Annotated in this window: 20 protein-coding genes; 12 read left to right on the top strand and 8 right to left on the bottom strand. The window is 74.0% G+C overall.

Translation table 11 applies throughout. From position 1 onward, the window contains the following. Window positions 1–49: 49 nt before the first annotated feature. Both AC3ET4_RS13700 and AC3ET4_RS13695 read right to left on the bottom strand, forming a co-directional pair. Window positions 50–3,868: a Kelch repeat-containing protein gene (locus AC3ET4_RS13700; protein ID WP_431949010.1), complete on the bottom strand. Its 3,819-nt coding sequence runs from the start codon at window positions 3,866–3,868 to the stop codon at window positions 50–52. A gap of 131 nt (window positions 3,869–3,999) precedes the next feature. After that, window positions 4,000–4,551 (bottom strand): RNA polymerase sigma factor, encoded by a 552-nt coding sequence (locus AC3ET4_RS13695; RefSeq protein ID WP_431949009.1) that lies wholly within the window; start codon window positions 4,549–4,551, stop codon window positions 4,000–4,002. A 46-nt stretch (window positions 4,552–4,597) separates the two neighbouring features. On the opposite strand from AC3ET4_RS13695, the gene AC3ET4_RS13690 reads away from it, so the two are divergent. After that, window positions 4,598–6,028: a serine/threonine-protein kinase gene (locus AC3ET4_RS13690; protein ID WP_431949008.1), complete on the top strand. Its 1,431-nt coding sequence runs from the start codon at window positions 4,598–4,600 to the stop codon at window positions 6,026–6,028. Between the two features lie 116 nt (window positions 6,029–6,144). Then, window positions 6,145–6,993 carry a DUF4232 domain-containing protein gene (locus AC3ET4_RS13685; protein WP_431949007.1) on the top strand — a complete coding sequence of 283 codons (849 nt, stop codon included), beginning with the start codon at window positions 6,145–6,147 and terminating at the stop codon, window positions 6,991–6,993. A 49-nt stretch (window positions 6,994–7,042) separates the two neighbouring features. Here the strand turns inward: AC3ET4_RS13685 and AC3ET4_RS13680 are convergent, their stop codons facing one another. Both AC3ET4_RS13680 and AC3ET4_RS13675 read right to left on the bottom strand, forming a co-directional pair. Continuing rightward, a complete protein-coding gene (locus tag AC3ET4_RS13680; RefSeq protein WP_431949006.1) occupies window positions 7,043–8,119 on the bottom strand; it encodes a protein kinase family protein in 1,077 nt (358 codons plus the stop codon). A 235-nt stretch (window positions 8,120–8,354) separates the two neighbouring features. Beyond that, window positions 8,355–8,849: a PaaI family thioesterase gene (locus AC3ET4_RS13675; RefSeq protein WP_431949005.1), complete on the bottom strand. Its 495-nt coding sequence runs from the start codon at window positions 8,847–8,849 to the stop codon at window positions 8,355–8,357. 92 nt (window positions 8,850–8,941) lie between these two features. On the opposite strand from AC3ET4_RS13675, the gene AC3ET4_RS13670 reads away from it, so the two are divergent. After that, window positions 8,942–9,409, top strand: a complete 468-nt coding sequence (locus tag AC3ET4_RS13670) for a winged helix-turn-helix transcriptional regulator (protein ID WP_431949004.1) — start codon at window positions 8,942–8,944, stop codon at window positions 9,407–9,409. A gap of 348 nt (window positions 9,410–9,757) precedes the next feature. On the opposite strand, the gene AC3ET4_RS13665 is transcribed toward AC3ET4_RS13670, so the two are convergent. Continuing rightward, a complete protein-coding gene (locus tag AC3ET4_RS13665) occupies window positions 9,758–10,405 on the bottom strand; it encodes a chloramphenicol phosphotransferase CPT family protein (protein WP_431949003.1) in 648 nt (215 codons plus the stop codon). A 378-nt stretch (window positions 10,406–10,783) separates the two neighbouring features. On the opposite strand from AC3ET4_RS13665, the gene AC3ET4_RS13660 reads away from it, so the two are divergent. Both AC3ET4_RS13660 and AC3ET4_RS13655 read left to right on the top strand, forming a co-directional pair. Next, the gene (locus tag AC3ET4_RS13660) at window positions 10,784–11,899 is read left to right on the top strand and encodes a PucR family transcriptional regulator (protein WP_431949002.1); all 1,116 of its coding nucleotides are present in this window, start codon (window positions 10,784–10,786) and stop codon (window positions 11,897–11,899) included. 47 nt (window positions 11,900–11,946) lie between these two features. Next, a complete protein-coding gene (locus tag AC3ET4_RS13655) occupies window positions 11,947–12,135 on the top strand; it encodes a hypothetical protein (RefSeq protein WP_431949001.1) in 189 nt (62 codons plus the stop codon). Between the two features lie 259 nt (window positions 12,136–12,394). On the opposite strand, the gene AC3ET4_RS13650 is transcribed toward AC3ET4_RS13655, so the two are convergent. Then, window positions 12,395–12,604, bottom strand: a complete 210-nt coding sequence (locus AC3ET4_RS13650) for a hypothetical protein (RefSeq protein WP_431949000.1) — start codon at window positions 12,602–12,604, stop codon at window positions 12,395–12,397. 21 nt (window positions 12,605–12,625) lie between these two features. On the opposite strand from AC3ET4_RS13650, the gene AC3ET4_RS13645 reads away from it, so the two are divergent. Beyond that, window positions 12,626–12,985, top strand: coding sequence for a hypothetical protein (locus tag AC3ET4_RS13645; protein WP_431948999.1), 360 nt, complete (start codon window positions 12,626–12,628; stop codon window positions 12,983–12,985). A gap of 30 nt (window positions 12,986–13,015) precedes the next feature. Here AC3ET4_RS13645 and AC3ET4_RS13640 read toward each other — a convergent pair whose 3' ends face one another. Next, window positions 13,016–13,756, bottom strand: coding sequence for a sulfite exporter TauE/SafE family protein (locus tag AC3ET4_RS13640; RefSeq protein ID WP_431948998.1), 741 nt, complete (start codon window positions 13,754–13,756; stop codon window positions 13,016–13,018). Window positions 13,757–14,040: 284 nt separating this feature from the next. On the opposite strand from AC3ET4_RS13640, the gene AC3ET4_RS13635 reads away from it, so the two are divergent. The 6 genes from AC3ET4_RS13635 (at window position 14,041) to AC3ET4_RS13610 (ending at window position 19,990) form a co-directional block, all read left to right on the top strand. After that, window positions 14,041–15,675 carry a phosphodiester glycosidase family protein gene (locus tag AC3ET4_RS13635; RefSeq protein WP_431948997.1) on the top strand — a complete coding sequence of 545 codons (1,635 nt, stop codon included), beginning with the start codon at window positions 14,041–14,043 and terminating at the stop codon, window positions 15,673–15,675. Window positions 15,676–16,286: 611 nt separating this feature from the next. Further along, window positions 16,287–17,399, top strand: a complete 1,113-nt coding sequence (locus AC3ET4_RS13630; protein WP_431948996.1) for a PP2C family protein-serine/threonine phosphatase — start codon at window positions 16,287–16,289, stop codon at window positions 17,397–17,399. A gap of 41 nt (window positions 17,400–17,440) precedes the next feature. Continuing rightward, window positions 17,441–17,659, top strand: a complete 219-nt coding sequence (locus AC3ET4_RS13625) for a hypothetical protein (protein ID WP_431948995.1) — start codon at window positions 17,441–17,443, stop codon at window positions 17,657–17,659. A gap of 64 nt (window positions 17,660–17,723) precedes the next feature. After that, entirely contained in the window at window positions 17,724–18,422 is a 699-nt protein-coding gene (locus AC3ET4_RS13620; RefSeq protein WP_431948994.1) for a TetR/AcrR family transcriptional regulator, read from the top strand. Window positions 18,423–18,462: 40 nt separating this feature from the next. Further along, on the top strand, window positions 18,463–19,668 hold the full coding sequence (locus tag AC3ET4_RS13615; RefSeq protein ID WP_431948993.1) for a cytochrome P450: 1,206 nt from the start codon (window positions 18,463–18,465) through the stop codon (window positions 19,666–19,668). Window positions 19,669–19,768: 100 nt separating this feature from the next. Further along, on the top strand, window positions 19,769–19,990 hold the full coding sequence (locus tag AC3ET4_RS13610) for a ferredoxin (protein WP_431948992.1): 222 nt from the start codon (window positions 19,769–19,771) through the stop codon (window positions 19,988–19,990). A gap of 12 nt (window positions 19,991–20,002) precedes the next feature. Here AC3ET4_RS13610 and AC3ET4_RS13605 read toward each other — a convergent pair whose 3' ends face one another. Continuing rightward, window positions 20,003–20,950 (bottom strand): glycosylasparaginase, encoded by a 948-nt coding sequence (locus AC3ET4_RS13605; RefSeq protein ID WP_431948991.1) that lies wholly within the window; start codon window positions 20,948–20,950, stop codon window positions 20,003–20,005. Window positions 20,951–21,331 lie beyond the last annotated feature (381 nt).

The following is a 21,331-nucleotide window of genomic DNA, read 5'->3' as shown; positions in this document are numbered from 1 at the left end:
CCCCGAGTGACCCGCTTCCCCCCTGGGGGCGCGGTGGTGGGACGGCCGGCTACCGGCGCGGTCCCCGCCCCTTCGTGACGTGCAGGGACACCGGGATCGGCGGGAGCCAGTACGGCGTGTCGCCGCGCATCACCAGGGACGCCGTCCGGTCCTGCGGTGCGTGCGTCCCGCGGGCGTCCGCGGTGACGGTGAACGTCGCCCGCTGCCCGGGCCGCAGCGTCAGAGCGTCCCGGCTCTCCGAGAGCCAGCCCACGTCCGTCTCGGTCCCGTCCCAGCCCGGCAGCTCCTGCGCGGTGGCCACCGGCACGGGGAAGCGGCTCTGCTCGCTGCCGCCCACCCGGTACATGCCCGGGGCGCCGCCGCCGCGGTAGACGGCGGTCGGGGCGTGGGGCAGCTCGGTCCAGGTGTCGCTGCCCGGGTCGTAGGCGTAGCCCTCCGAGGTCAGGACCCTGTTGACGCCGACCCGCTTGAAGCCGCCGGACACCAGGAGCCGGCCGTTGGCAGCGGCATAGGCCGCTGTGGCCAGCCCGACGGGCATGTCGGCGGCAGGCTGCCAGCTGTCGGAGGCCGGGTCGTAGGCGTACGCCTGCGCCGTCTCCACGTAGTCTTGCGTGCCGCCCGCGCAGTACAGCCTGCCGCTGATGGCGCCGCACGAGGCCCAGCCGATCGTCTGCGGGTAGTCCGCGGCCCGGGTCCACCTGCCGGAGGCCGGGTCGAAGGCGTACACGGTGCTCGCGCACTCGGTGTTGTCGCAGCCGCCGACGACGTACAGCCGGCCGTCGAGGACGGCGCCCGCCGCGCCGTAGCGGCCCTGGGGGACGTCCGGCCCCTTCGTCCAGGTGTTCCGTGCCGTGTCGTAGACCTGGAGGGTGCGGCTGACCGTCTCCTGCGGGCCCCAGCCGCCGACGGCGTAGAGGCGGCCGTCGATCATCCCGTGGGCGGTGGCCTGCCGCGGCTCGGGCGCCGGGGCGCCACGGGTCCAGACGCCCGCCGACGGGTCGTACACGTAGAGGTCGGCGGTGGGAGTGGAGCCGTCGGAGCCGAGGGCGGAGTAGATCCTGCCGCGGTAGGTCTCCACGGCGTTGTCCATCACCGCGACGGGGAGGTCCGGCAGGCCGCGCCAGGCGGTCGCGGGGGGCGTGGCGCCCGGGTCGGTCCCGGAACGCTCGCCGATGCGGAGCGTGGCCGGCGCCGTACCGGTGTTGCGCACGATCACCTTGCGGACCGCCTTGCCCCCGGCCGCGGCGGTGGCGTCGATCCGGGTGGTGTCGAGCGACAGCCGTCCCGCCGCGAGCGCGAAGGACGCCGCCACCACCTTGTCCGGCCGGACGGTCACGGTGCGGGAGCCCGTGCGGTAGGAGGGCTTGGCCGCCGAGACGGTCTGGCCGCCGTCGCCGGGGACGAAGAGGCGGTACAGGCCGTCACCCGCGCGCGGGTCGTCGGTGGAGGCGGTGGTGAGTGCGGTGGTCGCCGCCGAGGTGCCGTGCGGGCCGCCGCGCACCACGGCGCCGACCAGTCCCGCTCCGGTGTTGGCGTCGGTGACCGTTCCGGTGACCACTCCGCCGCGTACGGGGGTGAGGATCCGCCGGCTGACCGTCACGTCGTCGACGGCCCAGAACATGCCCGGCCCGGTGAAGTGGAAGCGCAGCCGCACCGAGCGCTCGCCGGCGTAGGCGCTCAAGGGCACCTCGACGCGGCCGCTGCTCCACAGCTGGTCCTGGTGCCACACCGTCGTCCAGGTCCTGCCGCCGTCGTCGCTGACGTCGACGTCGCCGCTCTGCTCCGAGGAACCCTCGTAGTCCGTGGCGAAGGCCAGCGCCGGGTCGCCTTCGCCGCTGAAGTCGTAGGCGGGACTGATGAGCTGGGTGTCCAGGGCCGTGTCCCAGCCGGCGTGGTCGTTGTCGGCGACGGCGAAGGCCCCGGAGCCGCCCGTGGTGTTGCCCCGGCCGCCCGGATCGTCGAACGCCCAGCCGCGGGCGGTGCCGGGTGCGTCCACGACGCTCCAGCCCTCGGGCGCCCCGGCGGTGGAGTCGAAGGACTGGCTGTCGACGGTGCGCACGCTCAGGCGGTACGCGGGGTCGCCGTCCGCCCAGGTGTCCGCGGGCAGCTCCAGGCGCAGCTCCTGGTCGGCCGCGCCCACCGTCACCTTCCGCACCAGGGCCTGGTAGTGGGAGTCGTCGCTGACGACCCGGAGGGTGTAGGTGTACTTCTCGGGCAGGTCGAGGCGGAAGGCGCCGGTGTAGACGTCGGACCAGACGGGAGCGCCCGGAACCCCGTCCACGGTGATCCTCGCGTGGAGCGGCCAGCCGTGCCCGGAGCCGTCGGCGACGGTGCCGGACACCCGGTGGGTGGGCACGGCGCGCAGGGCGACGTCCCGGGACACGGCGGCGCCGTCGGCGACGTCGACGCCCGCGGCCTCGCCGAGCGCGTAGCCGTACGCCTCGACCCGCAGGTCGTGCCGCCCGGCGGGCAGCGGCAGGCTGTAGCGGCCTCGGGCGTCGGTGATGACGCGGTAGATGCCGGAGGTCACCTCGGCGGCGGGCACGGGGGCGCCGCTGCGCAGGTCGGTGACCGTGCCGCTCACCGTGCCGTGGGCCCCCATCCCGAAGGCGCCGGTGCCGTTCGGGGTGCCCAGGCCGGTGGGGCCGTCGTAACCGGGGCCCGCGGTGCACAGGTATGCCGGGGCGCAGCTGCCGTTGGCGCCCTCGGTGACGTCGTTCAGCCCGGAGGCGCCGGAGGCGTACGGGTAGGTGTTGGGGTAGGAGCCGGCGACGGGCTCGCCCGCGTCGGCGTAGACACCCGCGATGATGGGCGCGGAGGCGCTGGTCCCGCCGGCCACGACCCAGCCCCCGCTGACGCTGTCGTAGACGGCGACCCCGGTGTCCGGGTCGGCCACCGCGGAGACGTCCGCGACAGTGCGCCCGGAGCAGCCGGCGTCCTTCTGGAAGGCGGGCTTGGGCTCGTACAGCGAGCAGCCGGAGCCGGCGCCGCCGCCGTCGTGGTCCCACACCGATTCGGTCCAGCCGCGGTCGCTCGCGGCGTCCCGGGTGAGGCTGGTGCCGCCGACCGCGGTCACATAGGGGGAGGCGGCCGGGTAGGAGACGCCGTAGCGGTAGTCCCCGGAGGAGGCGACGACGGCGACGCCCGGGTGGTCGTAGTGGACGTCGGCCGCGGACTCGCCGGGGTCCTCGCCGAAGTACGCGTAGTTGGAGCCGTAGGAGTTGGAGACGTACTTCGCGCCGAGGGCGACGGCCTGGTCGACGGCCGCACCCAGGTTCTCGGCGTCGGCGGCGTCCGCCTCGACGAGCACGATGCGGGCCTTGGGGGCGACGGCGGAGACCATGTCCAGGTCGAGGGATATCTCCCCGGCCCATCCGGCGTCGAAGTCCGGATAGTCGGTGCCGCCGCGCTGGTCGACCTTGGTGAAGCAGCCGTTGGCGGTGGTGCAGGCGGGAAGCCCGTACTGCGCGCGGTAGACGGCGAGGTCGGCTTCGGCGTTCGGGTTGTCGAAGGCGTCGACGACGGCGATCGTGGCCCCCGCCCCGCCGTCGGCGGTCAGGCCGTAGGCGTCACGCAGGTCGGCGGGCCCGAAGCCCTCCGGGTCCTGCGCGGCCGTGGCCTTGCGCGCGGGGACGTCGGTGCGCCGCAGGCCGAAGCATGTGAACTCGTGCGGCTTGGGAGCACCGCAGAACGGCTCGACCCCGCCCTGCGCCGGGTGTGCGGCCGAGGTCGGCGCGGTGGTGTGCTCGCCCCCCGCGGCCAGGGCCGGCGCCGGGGCGACACCGAGCGCTGCCAGGACGGCGGCGCTCAGCAGCCCGGCGGCAAGGGACGACCGTCTGCGCCGGTGCGGCGGACGGCTCGGGAACATGGACAATTCGCAACTCCTGTCGGCATCTCGGGCGGCGCACGCACCGCCCCTCGCTGGGTGAGTTGCGCGAAGTCCGGCACAAGTTCCGTCCAGGGGCGGGATATTTCGGCGAAGCACGGTCCTCGCGAGCCTCAGGACGCGTCCACCAGCCACTGCCTGACCTGCTTGCGGGCCTTGTGCAACCGCGACTTCACCGTCCCCAGCGGGATGCCGAGGCGTTGCTCGATCTCCCGGTACTCCATCTGGCAGATGTCCCGGTACACCAGCGGCGCGACCAGTTCGGGGCTGGTGTCCTCCAGCCGTTCGAGGGCTTCCAGCAGATCGAGCCGGGTCCCCGCGACCACACTGGTCCTGCGCGGGTCGGGGGTGTCGGCCTCGGCCGCGGACAGGGGCTGCTCGGAGCGTCGCCGTTTGAGCTCGCGGTACTTCTGGCGCGCGCAGTTGGCGACGACCGTGTGGAGCCAGGTGTGGAAGAGGCTGCGCCCCTCGAAGGAGCCGATGCTGCGGGAGACCTGGAACAACGCGTCCTGCGCGGCGTCTTCCGCGTCCTCGCGGTGGGGCAGGAAGCGCCCGCAGCGGCGGAGCACCTCGGGCCGGATCCGGGCGAGGAGCAGTTCCAGGGCCCCGGCGTCGCCGGCCGCCGCCCGCGCGGCGAGCTCCTCCGTCTCCTGGGCGGGCGTCACAGGGGGTCCTCCTCGGTCCTTCTACGGGTCGGTGCATGATAGGCACATGCCCCCACCTCAGCAGATCGGCCGCTACCGGCTGGTGCGACCTGTCGGTGCCGGGGCGTTCGCGATGGTGTGGCTCGCCCATGACGACTCCCTGGACGCGCCCGTCGCCGTCAAGGTGATGGCCGAGAACTGGGCGTACCGCATGGATCTGCGCGAACGGTTCCTCTCCGAGGCCCGGCTGCTGCGCAAAGCCGCGTCCAGCCGTCTCGTGCAGGTCTTCGACGTAGGGGAACTTCCGGACGAGCGCCCGTACTTCGTGATGGAGTACGCCGACGGCGGCACTTTGGACGATCTCCTCGCCCTGGGACGGCCGTCCCTGGGCGAGGCGCTGCGGCTGACCGCGGAGGCCGCCCGCGGCGTCGCGGCGCTGCACGAGGCGGGTGTCGTGCACCGTGACATCAAGCCGTCCAATGTGCTGATCAGTGGGGTGCGGGAGGGTCAGGGGCGGGTGCTCGTGGCCGATCTGGGCCTGGCCAAGGCGCTCGCCCAGGCCTCCGGTCTGACGATGGCCGCCGGGTCGGCGGGCTACATGGCGCCGGAACAGGGCCGCCCGGACGGGGGCATCGACGTGCGCGCCGATGTGTACGGCCTGGGGGCCCTGCTCTACCACCTGGTCACCGGTTCGGTGCCCGGCCCTCCCGGCAAGGTCGTCCGGCCCGGCCGCCTGCGTCCGGGCCTTCCGGCCGCCGTGGAGCGGGCGGTGCTGCGCGCCCTGCAGCCGGACCGGCGCAAACGCTGGCCGAGCGCGTCGCGGTTCGCCGACGAACTGGACGCGCTGGCCGCCCGGTCGGTGGACCATGTGGAGGGAGCGCGGCGCGGAAGGCCCGCGCGCACCATGGTGGCCGCCCTGTGCGCCGCGGCGCTCGTGGCGGCCGGCACGGGGCTTGCCGCCTCACGGTCGGGTGCGCCTTCGGCCGCGGCACCGACGGCTGAGCGGGCGGTTGAGCAGACGGTGGCGCCCACGGTGGTGAGCGACGCCACCGAGCGGATCCGGGTGCGGGTCCCCGCGGGCTGGGGCCGGGAACTCGTCCGCGGCGGATGGAGCCCTCGGGCTCTAGGGCTTCCCGATGCCCACGAGCCGGCCCTCCTGGTCGCCGCCGACACGGGGAGCTGGCAGGACCTGGGTTCCGGTGTCGACGGGGTGTTCGTGGGCCTCAGCGAGCACGGGGATCTGACGGCCCGGGTGGACGCCGTCCGGCACGGCGGCTGCCGCTACCGGGGCAGCCGCGCCTACGGGGCCGCCACGTCTCCGGGCTGGCGGGGGCGGGTCCGCCACTGGACCGCGTGCGGCCCGCGGGGCGGCTCCGTCGACGAGATCAGCCTCACCCGGGCAGGCGCCTCGCAGCCGCAGGTCTACGTGCAGATCCGCCAGGCCGGCGGCCCCGATCTGACCGATGACGTCCTCGGCGGTCTGCGGATCACCGCGTGACCGCGGCAAGCCGTCGCCGAGAACTTCCGCCGCCCGCCGTGCATCTCACCGGCGATAAGGAATACGGGCCGGCACCAGACCCGCGCGGCCGGCCGAGGAGAAAAGAGAACGTGCACATGACCGAACACCAGGCGCCTGAGTCCCGGGCCGTCCGCCGCGACAAGGCCGGGGTCCGCCACGTGCTGCCCGCCGAAAGCCCCGACGGGAGCACGCCGCCGACCCGTGGCGGACGGCGTACCGGTGGGCTCACCGGCCGGGGCGTCGCGCTGCTTACAGGCGGTCTCGTCCTGGCGGCGGCTCTCAGCGGCTGCGGCGTCGGCGGTGGCGGCACCACCGCGAGCGCCCCGCGTACGCTCCCCGGCACGGCCGCCCCGGCGGGCGGCGATCCGGCGGGCGGCGCCCCGGCGGGCGGCGATTCCGCGGGCGGAGACCCGCAGGGCGGTCAGCCGCCGGTCTCCGGCACACCCACCGAGGGGAGCACCGGCCCGGCGACCTCGGCGCACCCGCCGTCCGGCACCGCCTCCCCGCGGCGGGCGACCGCCGAGCGGTGCCACACCTCGGACCTCAAGGCGTCGATCGGGCACAACGACCCAGGCGCGGGCCAGGAGAACTTCCCGGTCGTCCTCACCAACCGTTCCGGCCGCGCCTGCACCGTTTACGGCTTCCCGGGCCTGGCCTTCGTCAACGCCGCCGGGGAGCAGGTGACCGTGGACCCGGAGCGCGCCACGGGGCAGCCGGCGCGGCGGGTCACGCTGGCGCCGGGAGCCGGCGCCTGGGCGGCGATGTCCTTCGCCGACCCGGCCGTCACGGGCGTGACCACGGTGATCCCCGCAGCGGTACTGGTCACCCCGCCCGACGAGACCTCGTCCCTGAGGGTGCCGTGGACCGGCGGCAGGGTGTCCAACACCGGCAAGGCGTCGGTGCCCCGTCTCAGCCCGTTGCAGCCGGGAACCGGCCCGGCGTAGCGGGCCGCACGACCGGGCTCCCCGTCCCCGCTGCCCCACGAGGCCCAGGTCAGCGGAGGGCCGAGCCGAACGACCCCGCGAGCCGGCGCACCTCGTCCAGCGGGTACGGAGTCCGCCGGCTCCGGAGCTGGAACGCGCGGTTGAAGTCGGACACCGCCGCGGCGATCGGCGCGTGCCGGGCGAGGATCGCCGCGGCCTGAGCGGGGATTCCGGTGGGGCGCTCGCCGGCCGCGTAGGCGCGCACCAGCGCGGCGCGGCCGTCCCGGTCCTCCCTCCGGAATCCGTACAGCGCGGTGACCAGCCAGTTCACCAGGTAGGTGACGGTGAAGGCGCGGTCGTAGGTCTGATGCCGGTCGAAGAACCGGACCTCGTCGGGCGAGAGGTCGAACCGGGAGGAGAACGCGAGTCCGAAGTCCGAGAAGTAGAGGCGGTGGCCGTCGGTCAGGATGTTCTCGAAGTGCGCGTCGAAGTGGAGGAGACCGCGGCTGTTCATGAACGACGTGCCGGCCGCCAACTCCCTCTCCACCATGGCGCAGGCCCGGTCGGCCGCCTCGTCACCTGCCTCGAGCCGGGTGTTCAGCCACTGGTGCAGGTTCTGCGGGATGTACTCCAGGAACAGCGCGATGCTCGCCGAGGACTGCCGGAGGGCCTCGATCCTGCGGCGTATCTGCGGCCCGCCGTCCCAGTAGGCCACGGCCCTTTCGACGTCGGCCAGTTCCTCCGGAAGGGGCGTGGAGTCCGGCAGCACCCGCCAGTGGTGCATCAGGGGGAAACCGTCGTTCTCCGCCGCGAGCACCCAATTCGTCGTCATGGTGTGCGCGGCGAGTTCCCTCCAGGCGCCGAAGCCCGGCTGGCCGATCAAGCCGACGCCGAAGTGGCAGAAGTCGGGCAGCTCGAAGAGGTTCGCCGTCGACCGGAGGTGCTCGGGCTGCCGCTCCACGTCGGTGAGGGGCACCCGCTTCACGAAGACCGGGGTCCCGGCGACTTCCAGAAGGGCCGTCTTCCCCCCGATGCCGGACCCGACCGGCACGGCCGCGTCCACGAGTTCGCGCAGGGAGGCGTCACTGTGCAGCGCCAGGGAGGTCGCGACCTCGCTGTGGGCGGTCAGACGCTCGCCGCGCGACATGTCAGGGCACTCCACTGCTGCCTCCACCACCCGGCTGCCGGCCTCTCGGTTCCCCTGCCGCCCGCGCTCGGCGTTACGGCGCCGCGACGCACGTGCGGCCACCGCACGGTGCCAGAACTGTACGCGCCCGCGCTGCCGGGTCACGGCGCCGGCGCTGCCAGGTGGTGCCGGGATGTGCCGGCACACGTCCCCCCGCGGCTTCCTGGCGGACCCTGACCGCGCCCGGCCGGATCGCTCAGCGTGCGGGGACGGGAAAGATCATGCAGCTGCTCGTGGCGTGTGCGAGCAGGCGGTCCGCCGCATCGAACAGCTCGGCCTGGGCCAGGGCGGTGCGGCGGCCGTGGTTGAGGACGGTGCCGACGGCACGGACCTTCCCGGTGTCGACGGTGATCGGACGCAGGAATTTCAGGCTCAGGTCGAGCGAGGTGTAGCCCATGCCCTCGGGGAGGACGGACTGCACGGCGCAGCCGGCGGCCGAGTCGAGGAGCGTGGCGTAGACGCCGCCGTGGACGCTGCCGATGGGGTTGTAGTGCTCCTCCCCCGGTTCCATGGCGAAGACCGCGCGGCCCTCCCCGACCTCCTCCAGGGTGAACCCGAGGGTCGAGGCGATGGGCGGTGCGGGAAGGCGCCCGGCGGCCACGTCGCGGAGGAACTCCAGACCACTGGTGCGGCCGACCGCGGCCGCGGAGACATTGGGGTCTCCCCATTCGTAGGTGCGTGACCTCGACATCGGGCGTCCTCCTGAGCGACTGGCTTCGCCATCCGAAGCTAGCTATCCGCACATCTGGATGTCAATGGCGAAGCCAGCCTACGATGACCGATATGACCTGGCTGGAGACCAGTACCGAGAACTGCACGGTACGGCGCACCCTCGACCTCGTCGGCGAGAAGTGGTCGCTGCTGGTGCTGCGTGACGCCATGAACGGCGTACGCCGCTTTGACGACTTCCGCCGGCACATGGGGCTGTCCGAGGCGGTGCTGGCGGACCGGCTGCGCAAGCTGGTGGCCGCGGGCATCCTGGACACCGTCCCGTACCGCGAGCCGGGCAGCCGCACCCGCCACGAGTACCGGCTCACGTCCAAGGGCTGGGACCTGTGGCCCGCGGTGATCGCGCTCAAGCAGTGGGGCGACCGCTACACCGCCGATCCGGAGGGCCCACCCCTCGAGGTCCGGCACCGCGACTGCGACGAGCCCGTGGAGGCGGTCGTCGTCTGCGCCGGCGGCCATGGGCCGCTCACCCCCCGGCAGGCCCGCACCGGGCCCGGCCCCTCCGCCCGAGCGGCCGGCTGAGCCACCGCCCGCGCCCCCGGCGCAACGCGTCCCGCCCTCCTCACGGCGCGCCGCCCGGACACCGATCAGGCGTGCGCCGCGCCCGGGCCCGGTGCGAGCACCGCCGCGAAGAGGCCCGGTCCCCGCCCTGATGGCGCCGCGACTTCGCACCAAGCCGATCCGAGCGTCGCGGCGCTTGCGGCTCACTATGCACACGTCCTCGGCCGCCCCGACGACACCGAGCCGCGCCGCCGGCCCGGCTGGAGAGTGTGAGCAACCAACGCCTGGATCCCTGAGCGATCGAGGCTGCGCGCGTCAGAGTTGAGCGGTAGCGGGCCGGGGCGAATCGTCAAGACTTGCCGGTGGAGCTCAGTTCGGATCGCCGGTGCGCAGGGCGACCTTCAGCCGCGTGAATGCTGTCGGAGTCGGCCTTTGGGCCAAAGCGATCTTGATCTGCTGGGCGATCTCTCCGGGGGTGTTCCTGCTCGAGTCGCATTCGATGTCGTAGACGCCGTGCGCATGGACCTGCTCGAACTGCAGCGCGGCAAGACCTGGCGTCCGGTCGCCGCGGACCCGTTCCCGACGCTCCAGCTCCGGCAACGGGCAGTGAACGCCCACAAGGACGACGTTCTCGGCAGGGAACAGGTCGAGGCAGTCGAGGAGGCGCCAACGCCGGCTCAACACGTGGTCCACCACGACGTTGTTGCCGGCCGCGGCCATCCCGGCGACGGCACGGTGGAAGCCCATGGCGGTTCGGTCGATCTCGGCCTGCAGATGTTCGTCGGGGATGTCCCGATCGGACCGCATCGCATGGAAGGCGTCCACCGGCATGTGAAAGAACGATGCGTCCAGGACCCGGAGAAGCTCTCGGGCGATGCTCGACTTGCCGGAACTCGACGTTCCGTTCAGGAGGATGATCAGCCCACCCGGCCACTGGCCAGGTAGAAAACCGCGGGTCTCGCCGCTGGGGGCGTTGGCCGGAACCGCTTCGTTCCGTTGTGCATCGTCATGCGACATGGGCGGATGATCTCGCGGGTGGCGACAGGAGCGCCACCCGCGATTCAGGCCGCTTCGCTCTCCTCCCGCTCGACCAGGACGCCGTTCTCGAACCGGGCCCGCGCGGACGACCGGCACGAGGCGGGCGCACCTGTGAACCGCGCGATATCGGTCAGTGGCATCCCCGTCGCACGGAGGTGAACCCGCATGCGGATCAGCTCGACGTCGGCCGTCGTGTTTGGGTGACGGTTCGCCCGGCCGGATCCCCGCTCCTGGGTTCCCGCACACCGCACCGACGAGCGCCATCCCGTCGCAGACGGTGACCGGGATCCACGGGGTTGATACGGTCCTGGTTGCCGGGAGACGGCAACGACGTGTTCCGGGAGGGGAGACGGGGCCATGGGGGGCGTACCGGACGAGGAACTCGAGGCGTTCGCACGCATGCTGGACGAGGTATCGGCGACGGGCCGGCGGCCGCGCAGGGACGAGTTGGACGCGCTGCGCGAGTCCGGCGAACGCGCGGGCGGAGGGGGCTACACACTGCGGGACCTCGTCGGCGCCTACCTGACGGCGACCCGCGACGCGTGGGGCACGCTGCGGGGCGTCGGGGCTGCCGGCACGGCCAAGGAGGTGCGGTGTGCCGGGGACGCGGTGCTGACCGCCCTCGACGCGGCGGTGGCGGCGCTCGGGGCGGGCCATGAACGCGCCCAGCGGCTCCTGGTCCGCCAGGAGGAGGCGGCCCGCGCAGAGTTCGTCGACGACCTGCTGCACGGCCGCAGCGACCCGGGACGGCTCGCGGAGCGCGCCGAGCGCTTCGGTCTGCGGCTGGGCCGCGGGCACGCGGTGGCGGTGGCGCGCGGCGTGGACGCCTACGAGGACGGCCATCCCGTGGTGCGGCGCATCGAACGGGAGCTGGCGGGCCGCTTCGGCCACCGCGACGTCCTGGTGGTCGGCAAGGACGGCCGGCTGGTGTGCATCGCCCCCGGCGCCGAACGCCACATCTTCGAAACGTTCGCCGACACGGCGCTGGACCCCGGCCCCGGGTACCACGCGGCCCGCCGGGTGGCGGTCGGCCGTACCCACACCGGCACCGGTGGCATCGTGCGCAGTTACGAGGAGGCCCTCGGGGCGCTGGACGTCGCCGACCGGCTGCGCCTGCACCCGTCCGTGCTGCGGGCCGAGGAACTGCTGGTCTTCCCCGTGCTGATGCGGGACCGGGCCGCTATGGCCGACCTCGTGCGCACCGTGCTAGGGCCGCTGGAGCAGGCGCGGGGCGGCGCCGGTCCGCTGCTGGAGACCATCACCGCGCACGCCGAGGCCGGGCATGTGAACGCGCAGGCCGCACGCCGGCTCGGCCTCGGGGTCCGGACGTTCACCTACCGCCTCGAGCGGATCAAGGTGCTGACCGGCTATGACCCCGGCGACCCGCTGCATCGCTACACCCTGGAGACCGCGGCGATGGGCGCCCGGCTGCTCGGCTGGCCCGAACAGCCCCTTCAGCGTCCTGAGTCCTGACTTCGCCTGGAGTTCCCCCATGACGCGCGGGACCGAAGCTTGCGCCGTTGGAACTGACCGCCGGGCAGCGGGCCGAGTCGGAGCGGTGGGTGCGGCGGCGCAGGGGCGCCCAGGATCTCGCCCTGTGGGCCCGGCTGATCCCGGCGTGCGACGCGGTCGGCGATGACGGGTTCCCGGTGTCCACCAAGGTGGTCGCGGAGGCAGTAGGTGTCTCCTTCAGGAGTCGGCGCCGATGACTGCGGAGGAACGGGGTGTGCGGGCCATTGGGGTGAGTCTGCGGTAGTACGCCGGACGGCAGACGGCCCGGTCCCGAGGAGACGGGACCGGGCCGGGTGCGCCTTTGGGCACGGTGGCGCTACGCGCGTGCCCCCACGGACTACAGCGTCCTCGCGCGTAGCGCGGCTCCGACAGGCAGGAGGGTGCCGATGACGGCGAGCAGTGTGGACACGATGGCGACACCGATGACGTCTCGGTACGGCACGACGAGGGGCCGGGTCAGGGGTTGTAGTAGCCGGTCACGTAGGTGCGGTCGAAGCGACCGGCCTCCAGGTCCGCGCGCTGGATGGACCACTGCATTCGCGTGCCTTCCCGGTCTGCGACGTCCGCGTCCCAGTGAATGAGCGCAACCCAGTCCTCGGGGTCCCCCGACGCCGGCACACCGCCGCCCCACCGCCCTTGCTCGGCCTGCTGCACAGCGCAGCTCACGATCTCCTTCAGCGGGTCCGGGTGCGCCGCGTTGACCAGGCCCAGGAGTTCAACGAGTGCTGGGCCATCGGTGGGGAGCAGGAGGCTGGACTGCTCATCTCCGGCCTCCTGAGCAACGACGTGGTCCAGGAGCACGTACCGCCCGACGCCCTGTCACGCGTCTCGTCCTTCGACGCCCTGCTGTCCTACGTCGCCGTTCCCATCGGCCAGCTCGGCGTGGGGCCGCTCGCGGACCGTTCCGGGGGCTACCCGGTGACCACCGCCGCCGGAGTCGTGTACGCCGCGGCGGCGCTGGCCACGATGGCGTCCGCGGCGGTGCGCCGCCTGCCCCATGGCCGTTCCGCCGCCGAACGGGCCGACCGGGCCCTGGCGGCGGCGTAGCCGGTGGCCGCTTCGCCGGCCGCCCGCCGATCAGAGGGTGACAAGCCGTATCGCCGCGAGGAGGGTCAGAGCGACCGTGACGCGTTCGAAGACCTTCGGGCTGATGCGGCTGATGGTGGCGCGGCCCGCGGCGGCCCCCGCGAGGACCGCCGGGGAGGCCATCGCGCCGAACGCCAGGGTCTCGGGTGTGATCAGCCCCAGCCCAGCGCTGAACGGCACCTTGAAGGCGTTGAGCAGCAGGAAGAACCAGGCGCCGGTGCCGAGGAAGCCCAGCACGGGCAGTCCCACGGCCAGGAGGTACAGCGCCATGATCGGGCCCGCCGCGTTCGCCGTCATCGTGGCGAAGCCCGCCAGGACGCCCGCTCCCGCGGCGACGGCCCGGTGCTGCGCGACCGGGTCGTCCGGGCCGCGGCGCCGGCTCCACCAGTGCACGGCGAGCATCGACAGCAGCAGCACACCGATGAGTTGGCGCATCCGCGTGTCGTCGACCCGGTCGACGACCACCACGCCCAGCAGCACACCGACCACGACCCAGGGGAAGAGCCGTACCAGCTGGCCCCAGTCGGCGTGCCGCCGGTACGCGGCCACCGCCACGGCGTCCCCGACGAGGAGCAGCGGCAGCAGCACGCCGGTGGACAGCTTGGCCGGCAGGACCATGGCGAAGAGCGCGACCCCCACCGTCCCGGCCCCGGACACCCCGGTCTTGGAGTAGCCGACGAGGAAGAGGGCGAACAGGGCGACGGCCCATTGCGCCGGGTCGAGTGAGGGCATCAGGGCCGCCGGTCGGCGGAGGCTGCGGAGGTCACGACACGTTCTTACCTGTGCCGCTCCGGGCCGCCGCGGCCGGGGTGGACCCGGCGACGCGGCGAGGGCCCAAGACCCCGCGGTCGCGTCCCGGTCGGCCACACCTCGGTACATGTGTCCGGTTGTCATCCAGGGTTTCCCTGGACGCCGCGACCTCGTGGGCTCGCCGTCCACGCGCGGGCCTGGGATGGCGGGGCAAGGACCGGGCGGGGCGAGATACCGCCCGGTGGCTCAGAAGATCAGGAGAGTCTATGTCGGTCACAGCCGCCGAACCGCGGGACAGGGCGCGCCGGATGGGGCAGGCCGCGCGCAGGGGAGCGGTGTTCGCCGCCGCCCTGGCGCTGGTCGCCGTCGTCCCGCCGTCCCTCGCGGGTGCGCAGTCGCCCGCCCCGGGCACGCAGGGGATCGCGTGGACGACGCAGCAGGTGGCCCCCGGCCTGGAGGTGCGCAGCGGCGTGCTGCGGGACCCGTCGGCCGCCGGGGTGTGGACGGTGACCGTGCAGGCCCCCGCCGTCAACCGGCTCACGGGCGCCGCCACCTGGGCCCCGCTCGGTGACCGCGCCTGGGCCGACGCGACCGCCGAGCGGCTGCGGCAGGCCGGGCTCGAGCCGCGCCTGGAAGCGGTGGAGTGGGACACCTACGCCGACACCCCCCGCGGCGTGATGGGCTGGCAGGTCCGGGTCGGCCGCTTCGCCACGCAGGCCGAGGCCGGCCCGGCGAACGCGGCGGTCGTGGCCGCCGGATTCCGTACGGCGACGGAGTGGACCGGCTACGACGGACGGCAGGCCGCCGACGGCGAGCGCGTCCACGTGGCGGTGGTGGATCCGGCGCGGCTGCGCGGGACGGTCGAGGTCAGCGACGGCGGCGACGTCGCCGACCGGGAGAAGACCTCGGTGGTCGCGGGCCGACTGGGGTCGCTGGTCGGCGTCAACGGCGGGTTCTTCATCACCTCGGACGCCGACGGCATCCAGGGCACCATGGCGGGCCTGTCCGCGGTGGACGGCCGGCTGGAGTCGATGGCGGCCGGTTCGCGTGCGGCGCTCATCCTCGGCGACGGCGGGCGCCGTCCGCGGATCGCGGACCTGTCCACCACGGTCACCGTGCGGGCCGGCTCCGCCACGTACGCGGTCCAGGGCATCAACCGCCTGCCGGGCAAGGTCCGCAACTGCGGGCGGCCCGGCGGCGTTCCGACCGAGCAGCCCCGCCACGACACGACCTGCACCCTGGCGGACGACCTGGTCGAGTTCACCCCCGCCTTCCGTGCGCCGCTGCCCGCGGGCAGCGGCGTGCAGGTGGTGCTCGACTCGCACGGGACCGTCCTGTCCACCGGCGCCCGCGGCGGCTCGGTCCCCGAGCACGGCACGGTGCTGCAGGGCACCGGCGCTGCGGCGGCCTGGCTGACCGAGCACGCCCGGACCGGCAGGCGGCTGGCCGTGCGGGAGGACATCCGGGACGCCGAAGGGCGCGAGGTCCACCTCGGCCGCGGCGACAGCATCGTGAGCGCGGCGCCCACCCTCGTGGAGGACGGCCGTGTGCACATCGACGCGGCCACCGAGGGCACCTTGGACCCGAAGGACCTGTCGTTCGGTTTCGCCTGGTCCAACGTGCGCCAGCCGCGGACGATGGCCGGCATCGACGGGCACGGCCGGCTCCTGCTGGTGACGGTGGACGGGCGGCAGCCCGGGGTGAGCGAGGGCTTCACGCTGGGTGAGGCGGCCCGGTTCATGCGGTCGCTGGGCGCGGTGCAGGCCCTCAACCTCGACGGCGGCGGCTCGTCGGCGATGGTGGTCGACGGCGTCCTCGCCAACGTCACCTCCGACGCCACCGGTGAGCGCGCCGTCGGCGACACGATCCAGATCGTGCCGGAACGCCGCAGCAGGGGCTGACGGCGCGTGGGCGGACGCGGCGGCGCCGAGGGTGTGACGCCGCGTCCGCCCCCACGCCGCCGCCTCCTGCCGGCGCCGGTGAAGCCGCGACGGCGGTGCCAGGGCTCCCGCCGGGTCCTGGCACCGCCGTTCGTCGTTGGCCCGGTGTCGTCGCCCGGAGACGGTGCGCCGTCCCGCGCTCGGGGAGGTGAAACCCTGAGTCGCCGTGGTGGCCGGGTCCAGCATGTGTCGGCCGTCGAACACCAGTGGTCGACGCATGACCGCCCGGGCCCCGCTTCCACGGCACATCCCTCAGCTGCGGCCTCTCCGGCACGATCAGCGCCGCGTCCGCGCCCGGCCGGACGACCGGCCGCGCCACGCGGCCCAGCCACGTGCAGGATAGCGTCCGATGCCCTGTACGACCGAATCGCCGCCTGCCTCTCAGCGGCATCGCAGGGGTGCGGGCGCCTGACGTCGCGCCGCCGGGCCGAGTCCGCGCCGGACGGAGAGGCCACGGCGCCCCGTGGCGGGCCTGGACCCGGCGCGGTCGGCCGGCCGGCTCGCTCGGCCGATGGGGGGGGACGGAGCGACGAGCAGCCCCTTGCCCCTTATGGCACGGTATGATGCGGTTTGTGATCACGTCCGGACGGCTGCGGCGCCGACGCGCCCGCACCGGCCGCTGGGTGGCCGTCCGGGTCTCCCCGGTGGTCCTGACCGTGCTCATCGCCGCCCTGGCCTACTCCACCCCGCGCGAGGCCGCGATCAGCCGCCTGCTGCCCGTCGCGCCGGCCCTGGCCGCCGCCATGTGGCGGGTCCTCCCGACCGTGCTGCTGGGCATTGTGTGCCTGCTACTCATGGTGGGCCTGACCTTCGTCTACACCGACCTGGGAAGCCCGTACACCGGGGCCGCCATCGCCGCGGTCACGCTGGCGGCTGCGTACACCAGCCACGTACGGATCCAGCGCGAGGAAGCACTCTTCCGCACCCGGCTGGTCGCCGACGCGGCGCAGACCGTACTGCTGCGGCCGGTGCCGCGGCGCATCCAGAACGTGGAGATCGAGTCGCTGTACCTGGCGGCGCAGGAGCAGGCCCGCATCGGCGGCGACTTCTACGAGGTGGCCGACACCCCCTACGGGGTGCGGCTGCTCATCGGCGATGTACGCGGCAAGGGGCTGTCGGCCGTGGGTGCGGCCGCCGCGGTGATCGGCTCCTTCAGGGAAGCGGCGTACGAGGAACCCGACCTCGGAGAGCTGACCCGCCGTCTGGAGGCGGGCATCGCGCGCTACTACTCCAGCTACCCCAGCCAGGATCTGCCGGAGCGGTTCGCGACCGCCGTGATCGCCGAGATTCCGCGCGGCGGCAGCCGCCTGCGGCTGCTGAACTGCGGTCACCCCCCGCCGATTCTCGTGCACGCCGGACGCGTCCAGGTCCTGGAGCCCAGCGCGGTCTCCGCGCCCTTGGCCTTCTCCGACCTCGTCGGGGACGCCTACGCCGTCGACACGCACCGCTTCACCGCCGGCGACCAGCTGCTGCTCTACACCGACGGCGTCACCGAGACCCGTGACCGCGCCGGGACGTTCTTCCCGCTGCCGGAGTGGATGAGCGGCCAGAGCCCGGCGGCACCCCGCCAACTGCTGGACCGGCTGCACCGGGACCTGGTGCGCCACAGCGACGGGCGCCTCGAGGACGACATCGCCGCCCTGGCCGTGCACGCGCGGCACGTCGCTGCGGGCGGCGCGCCGTGAACCGCTGTCGTGCGGGAGCGGCGCGCCCGTAGCTCGCTGCCGTGCCCCGACCCCACGGCTTCCCCTACCGGCGGCGCGGCGACGGCGCCGTGGCGTCACCCATGGCGCACGCACCGCCGCCTTCCCGCGCGGGCAGCGCGCCGCGCGGTCCTTGGCGGGTGGAGCATGGCGACGCCCAGCGATTCATGGCCCGCCGGACCGGCGACCACCGGCGCGGCGACGAACGCGCCGCCCGCGGCCACCCCCGCAACCAGGGCTGACCACCCTGGCCTCCCACGACGTACACAGAATGTACAGAGACACTCCTTTTTGTAAGCTTTTCTCATGGAACGTCGTCCCCGGCCGGTCCCGGCCGGTTCCGCGACCGCGGTGGGCGCCCCGCGGGTGAGTCTGCGCACCGAGCAGCGGGACCTGACCCGTAACCGGATCCTGGACGGGGCGGTCGAGGTGTTCGCCACGACGTCGTTCGTCGCCGCCACCATGGAGGAGATCGCCCGTGCGGGCGGCGTCACACGGGCCACGGTGTACGCGCACTTCCGCGGCAAGGCGGAGGTCATCGCCGCCCTGACGGACCGGGTGTACCGGATCAGCGACGCCCTGTACGCGGAGTTCGCCACCGCTCCCGAGTGGACCCCCGGCACCGTCCGCCAGTGGCTGGAGCACGCCGCGGCGCAGTGGCGTGCGCTGGCGCCGACCATCGGTGTGCTGCTGGCTGCCACCCCCTCGGCGGCCGGGTCCGACGGCAGCGCCCGCGACCGCTACCTCGCGGCGCACGAACGCTACGTGGCGCTGCTGACCGCCGACCCCCGCCGATGGCGGGGCGTCACGCCCGGGCAGGCGCGGCAGCGGGCCCTGATGGCGGTGCTGCAGACCGGTTCGTTCCTCACCGCCTGGATCGCCGGCGGCCTGCCGGTCGACACCGACGACCCGCTGGAACTCCTCGCCGACGACCTGTGCCACCTGCTGCGCCCCGCCCTCGTCGCCCCGCCCGCCGCGCCACGCCGCCTCCCAGGGCCGTCGTGAGCGGCACAACCGATCCCCGCGCTCACAGGAGGCACGTGCCATGGCCACGACCGAGCCCAGGAACTACCCCTTCACCGAGTCCGACCGGCTGACCGTCGACCCGGCCTTCGCCCGGCTGCGCAAGGAGGAACCGCTGTGCCGGGTCCGTTTCCCCTACGGTGAGGCCGCCTGGTTGGTCACCCGGTACGAGGACGTCAGGACCGTGCTGGGCGACCCCCGCTTCAGCCGGGCCGAGGCCGTCCACCGCGACGAGCCACGGCTGCGACCGCACCGGGGTCTGGAAGGCAGCATCCTGGACCTCGACCCGCCGGACCACACCCGGCTGCGGCGGATCGTGGCCAAGGCCTTCACGGCCCGTCATATCGAGCGCCTGCGGCCCCGCACCGAGCAGATCGCGGCCGAGCTCGCCGACGGCATGATCGCCCGCGGCGCTCCCGCCGACCTCGTGGCGGACTTCGCCCTGCCGCTTCCCGTCACCGTCATCTGCGAACTGCTCGGCGTCCCCCTGGCCGACCGTGCCGACTTCCGCTTCTGGTCCGACGCGCTGCTGTCCACCACCAAGTACACCCCGCAGGAGATCCAGGACTGCACGGACGCGCTGACGGCCTACATGGCCGGCCTCATCGCCGAACGCCGCAGCACTCCGCACGAGGACCTCCTCGGCGCGCTGGTCGACGCCCGCGACAACGGCGACCGGCTGTCGGAACGGGAACTGCGGGTCCTGGCGATCGCGTTGCTCGTCGCGGGCCATGAGACGACCGCCTCGCAGATCCCCAACTTCGTCTACACCCTGCTCACCCACCCCGATCAGCTCGCGGCGCTGCGCGCCGACCCCGGTCTCCTCCCCGGCGCCGTCGAGGAACTGATGCGCTACGTCCCGCTGGGCACCGGGGCGGGCATGCCCCGCTACGCGCTGGACGACGTCGAGCTCAGCGGCGGCACCGTACGGGCCGGGGAGGCGGTCGTGGTCTGCCCCGTGTCGGCCAACCGGGACGACACGGTCTACACCGACCCCGACCGGCTCGACCTGCGGCGGCAGGAGGCCTCCCACGTAGGGTTCGGGCACGGACCGCACCACTGCCTGGGCGCCCAACTGGCGCGCATGGAAATCCAGGTGGCTCTGCGCACCCTGCTCGACCGGCTGCCGGGGCTGCGCCTCGCGGGTCCCGCGGAGAGCGTCGTGTGGAGGTCCGGCGTCGCCCTGCGCAGCCCCGAACGGCTGCCGGTCACCTGGGACCGGAGCTGACGGCCTACGGCGTATCCGCCCGCCCCGGGCGACCGACAACGGCGCCCGCCGGCATCCGCACATCAGATGACATCCGACGACGACACGAAGGACACGCACTATGACCTGGCAGATCGCGGTGGACCGCGACACCTGCATCGGCACCGGCTCCTGCGCCGGCATCGCCCCCGCGCATTTCGAACTCCGCGACGGCAAGTCCTGCCCCAGGCACCCGACGGCCGAACCGGACGAACTCCTGGTCGACGCCGCCGAGTCCTGCCCGGTGGAGGCCATCACCCTCCGGGACGCGACCAGCGGGGAGCTGATCGCGCCCCAGCCGTAGCCGCCCCGGGCCTCACACCAGCATGCGGGGGCGCAGCTCGGGTTCGGTGGAGGCGTCGGTCATCACGGCGTAGACGCTGCCCTCCTGGCCGGCGGCACCGCCGTGCCGCCCGTCCGGTGTCAGCGCCAGCGCCCGCAGCTCGGACCGGAACTCGTCGGGCAGGCCCGCCGCCTCCTCCAGGCCGATCCGGCACGCCTCCGCGGGCTCCTTGCCCAGCGCCAGCAGGTCGACCACCGTACGCGCCGTCCCGCCGCGCAGGCTCAGCTCGCCGCGGCCGGTGCAGGCCGCCCCGCCACCGCGCAGATCGCACCAGTTGCCTGCCCCGGGGACGGCGGAGTCGCCCACCCGTCCCGGGTACTTGAAGGGGTAGCCGGACGTGGAGACGCCCACGCACATCTCGCCGTGCGCGTCCAGCGCGATGATGTTGATCGTGCCCCACGGCCCTTCGTGCGGAGCCATCCGCCGCACGAGCTCCAACGCCGCCTGCCGGTAGCGGTGGTCGCCGTCGACGGCCGGGGTGTTCTCCCCCTCGACCGCGTCCGCGGCGGTCAGCAGCTGCTCGCGCCACATCGCCCGGGACTCGTCGGTCAGCAGCTCGGCGCGCTCGAAGCCGTTCTCCCGCGCGAACAGCTCAGCCCCCTCCCCCACCAGCAGGCAGTGCTGCGGCAGCCGCTCCATCACGGCGCGCGCCACCGAGATCGGGTTCGGGAAACCGCGCAGCGCGCCGACCGCGCCGAACCTGCGGTCCGAGCCCGTCATGACCGACGCGTCCAGCTCGACGACGCCCTGCGCGTTGGGCAGCCCTCCGGTGCCGACGTAGTGGTCGGTGAGGTTGTCCTCGCAGCGGCGCATCGCCGCCTCCACGGCGTCCAACGCCGTCCCCCCGCGCCGCAGCACGTCCATTCCGGCAGGCAGGCCGACCTCACTGCGCTCGCTTCCGATGATCACGGGCTGCGTCATGGGATCCCTTCCCTGGTGGGTCGCACCGCAAGGGCGCCCGGCGCGACCCGGCGCCCGCGGCAAGCGGCTACGTCGTCGCCGCGAGCCTAACGCCGGGAACGGTGCCGCCGGCACTGCCCGGGAGCGGCTGCCACGAGGAGAGGGATGCGTCGCGGAACCGTCACGGCGGAGGCGTACCGCTCGAGCGGCCGCCGTCGGGCAGCCCAGCGGTGCCGTCCGCCGCGGCGCGCACGCGTACGGTGATGCCGGGGCCACTTCGGCGGCGGGCTTGCCTCCCCCGGCGGCGACGGGGCGCCCGTCGTGCTTGGTCGCCGTCGCCCCCGGGCAGCGGCCCTCCCGGGCCCCGCCCGCGCCGCCCTGATCGAGGACCCTGGGGCCGTA

The sequence above is a fragment of the Actinacidiphila sp. bgisy167 genome (genome assembly GCF_057707665.1).
Note: the sequence above shows the minus strand (reverse complement) of the source record. Positions and strands in the feature narration are given on the sequence as shown.

What these genes read in the sequence shown, in the direction of transcription:
- AC3ET4_RS13700 (WP_431949010.1), bottom strand. Translation starts at nt 3,868, where the DNA reads ATGTTCCCGAGCCGTCCGCCGCACCGGCGCAGACGGTCGTCCCTTGCC.
- AC3ET4_RS13690 (WP_431949008.1), top strand. Translation starts at nt 4,598, where the DNA reads ATGCCCCCACCTCAGCAGATCGGCCGCTACCGGCTGGTGCGACCTGTC.
- AC3ET4_RS13685 (WP_431949007.1), top strand. Translation starts at nt 6,145, where the DNA reads ATGACCGAACACCAGGCGCCTGAGTCCCGGGCCGTCCGCCGCGACAAG.
- AC3ET4_RS13680 (WP_431949006.1), bottom strand. Translation starts at nt 8,119, where the DNA reads ATGTCGCGCGGCGAGCGTCTGACCGCCCACAGCGAGGTCGCGACCTCC.
- AC3ET4_RS13675 (WP_431949005.1), bottom strand. Translation starts at nt 8,849, where the DNA reads ATGTCGAGGTCACGCACCTACGAATGGGGAGACCCCAATGTCTCCGCG.
- AC3ET4_RS13670 (WP_431949004.1), top strand. Translation starts at nt 8,942, where the DNA reads ATGACCTGGCTGGAGACCAGTACCGAGAACTGCACGGTACGGCGCACC.
- AC3ET4_RS13665 (WP_431949003.1), bottom strand. Translation starts at nt 10,405, where the DNA reads ATGTCGCATGACGATGCACAACGGAACGAAGCGGTTCCGGCCAACGCC.
- AC3ET4_RS13660 (WP_431949002.1), top strand. Translation starts at nt 10,784, where the DNA reads ATGGGGGGCGTACCGGACGAGGAACTCGAGGCGTTCGCACGCATGCTG.
- AC3ET4_RS13640 (WP_431948998.1), bottom strand. Translation starts at nt 13,756, where the DNA reads ATGCCCTCACTCGACCCGGCGCAATGGGCCGTCGCCCTGTTCGCCCTC.
- AC3ET4_RS13635 (WP_431948997.1), top strand. Translation starts at nt 14,041, where the DNA reads ATGTCGGTCACAGCCGCCGAACCGCGGGACAGGGCGCGCCGGATGGGG.
- AC3ET4_RS13620 (WP_431948994.1), top strand. Translation starts at nt 17,724, where the DNA reads ATGGAACGTCGTCCCCGGCCGGTCCCGGCCGGTTCCGCGACCGCGGTG.
- AC3ET4_RS13615 (WP_431948993.1), top strand. Translation starts at nt 18,463, where the DNA reads ATGGCCACGACCGAGCCCAGGAACTACCCCTTCACCGAGTCCGACCGG.
- AC3ET4_RS13610 (WP_431948992.1), top strand. Translation starts at nt 19,769, where the DNA reads ATGACCTGGCAGATCGCGGTGGACCGCGACACCTGCATCGGCACCGGC.
- AC3ET4_RS13605 (WP_431948991.1), bottom strand. Translation starts at nt 20,950, where the DNA reads ATGACGCAGCCCGTGATCATCGGAAGCGAGCGCAGTGAGGTCGGCCTG.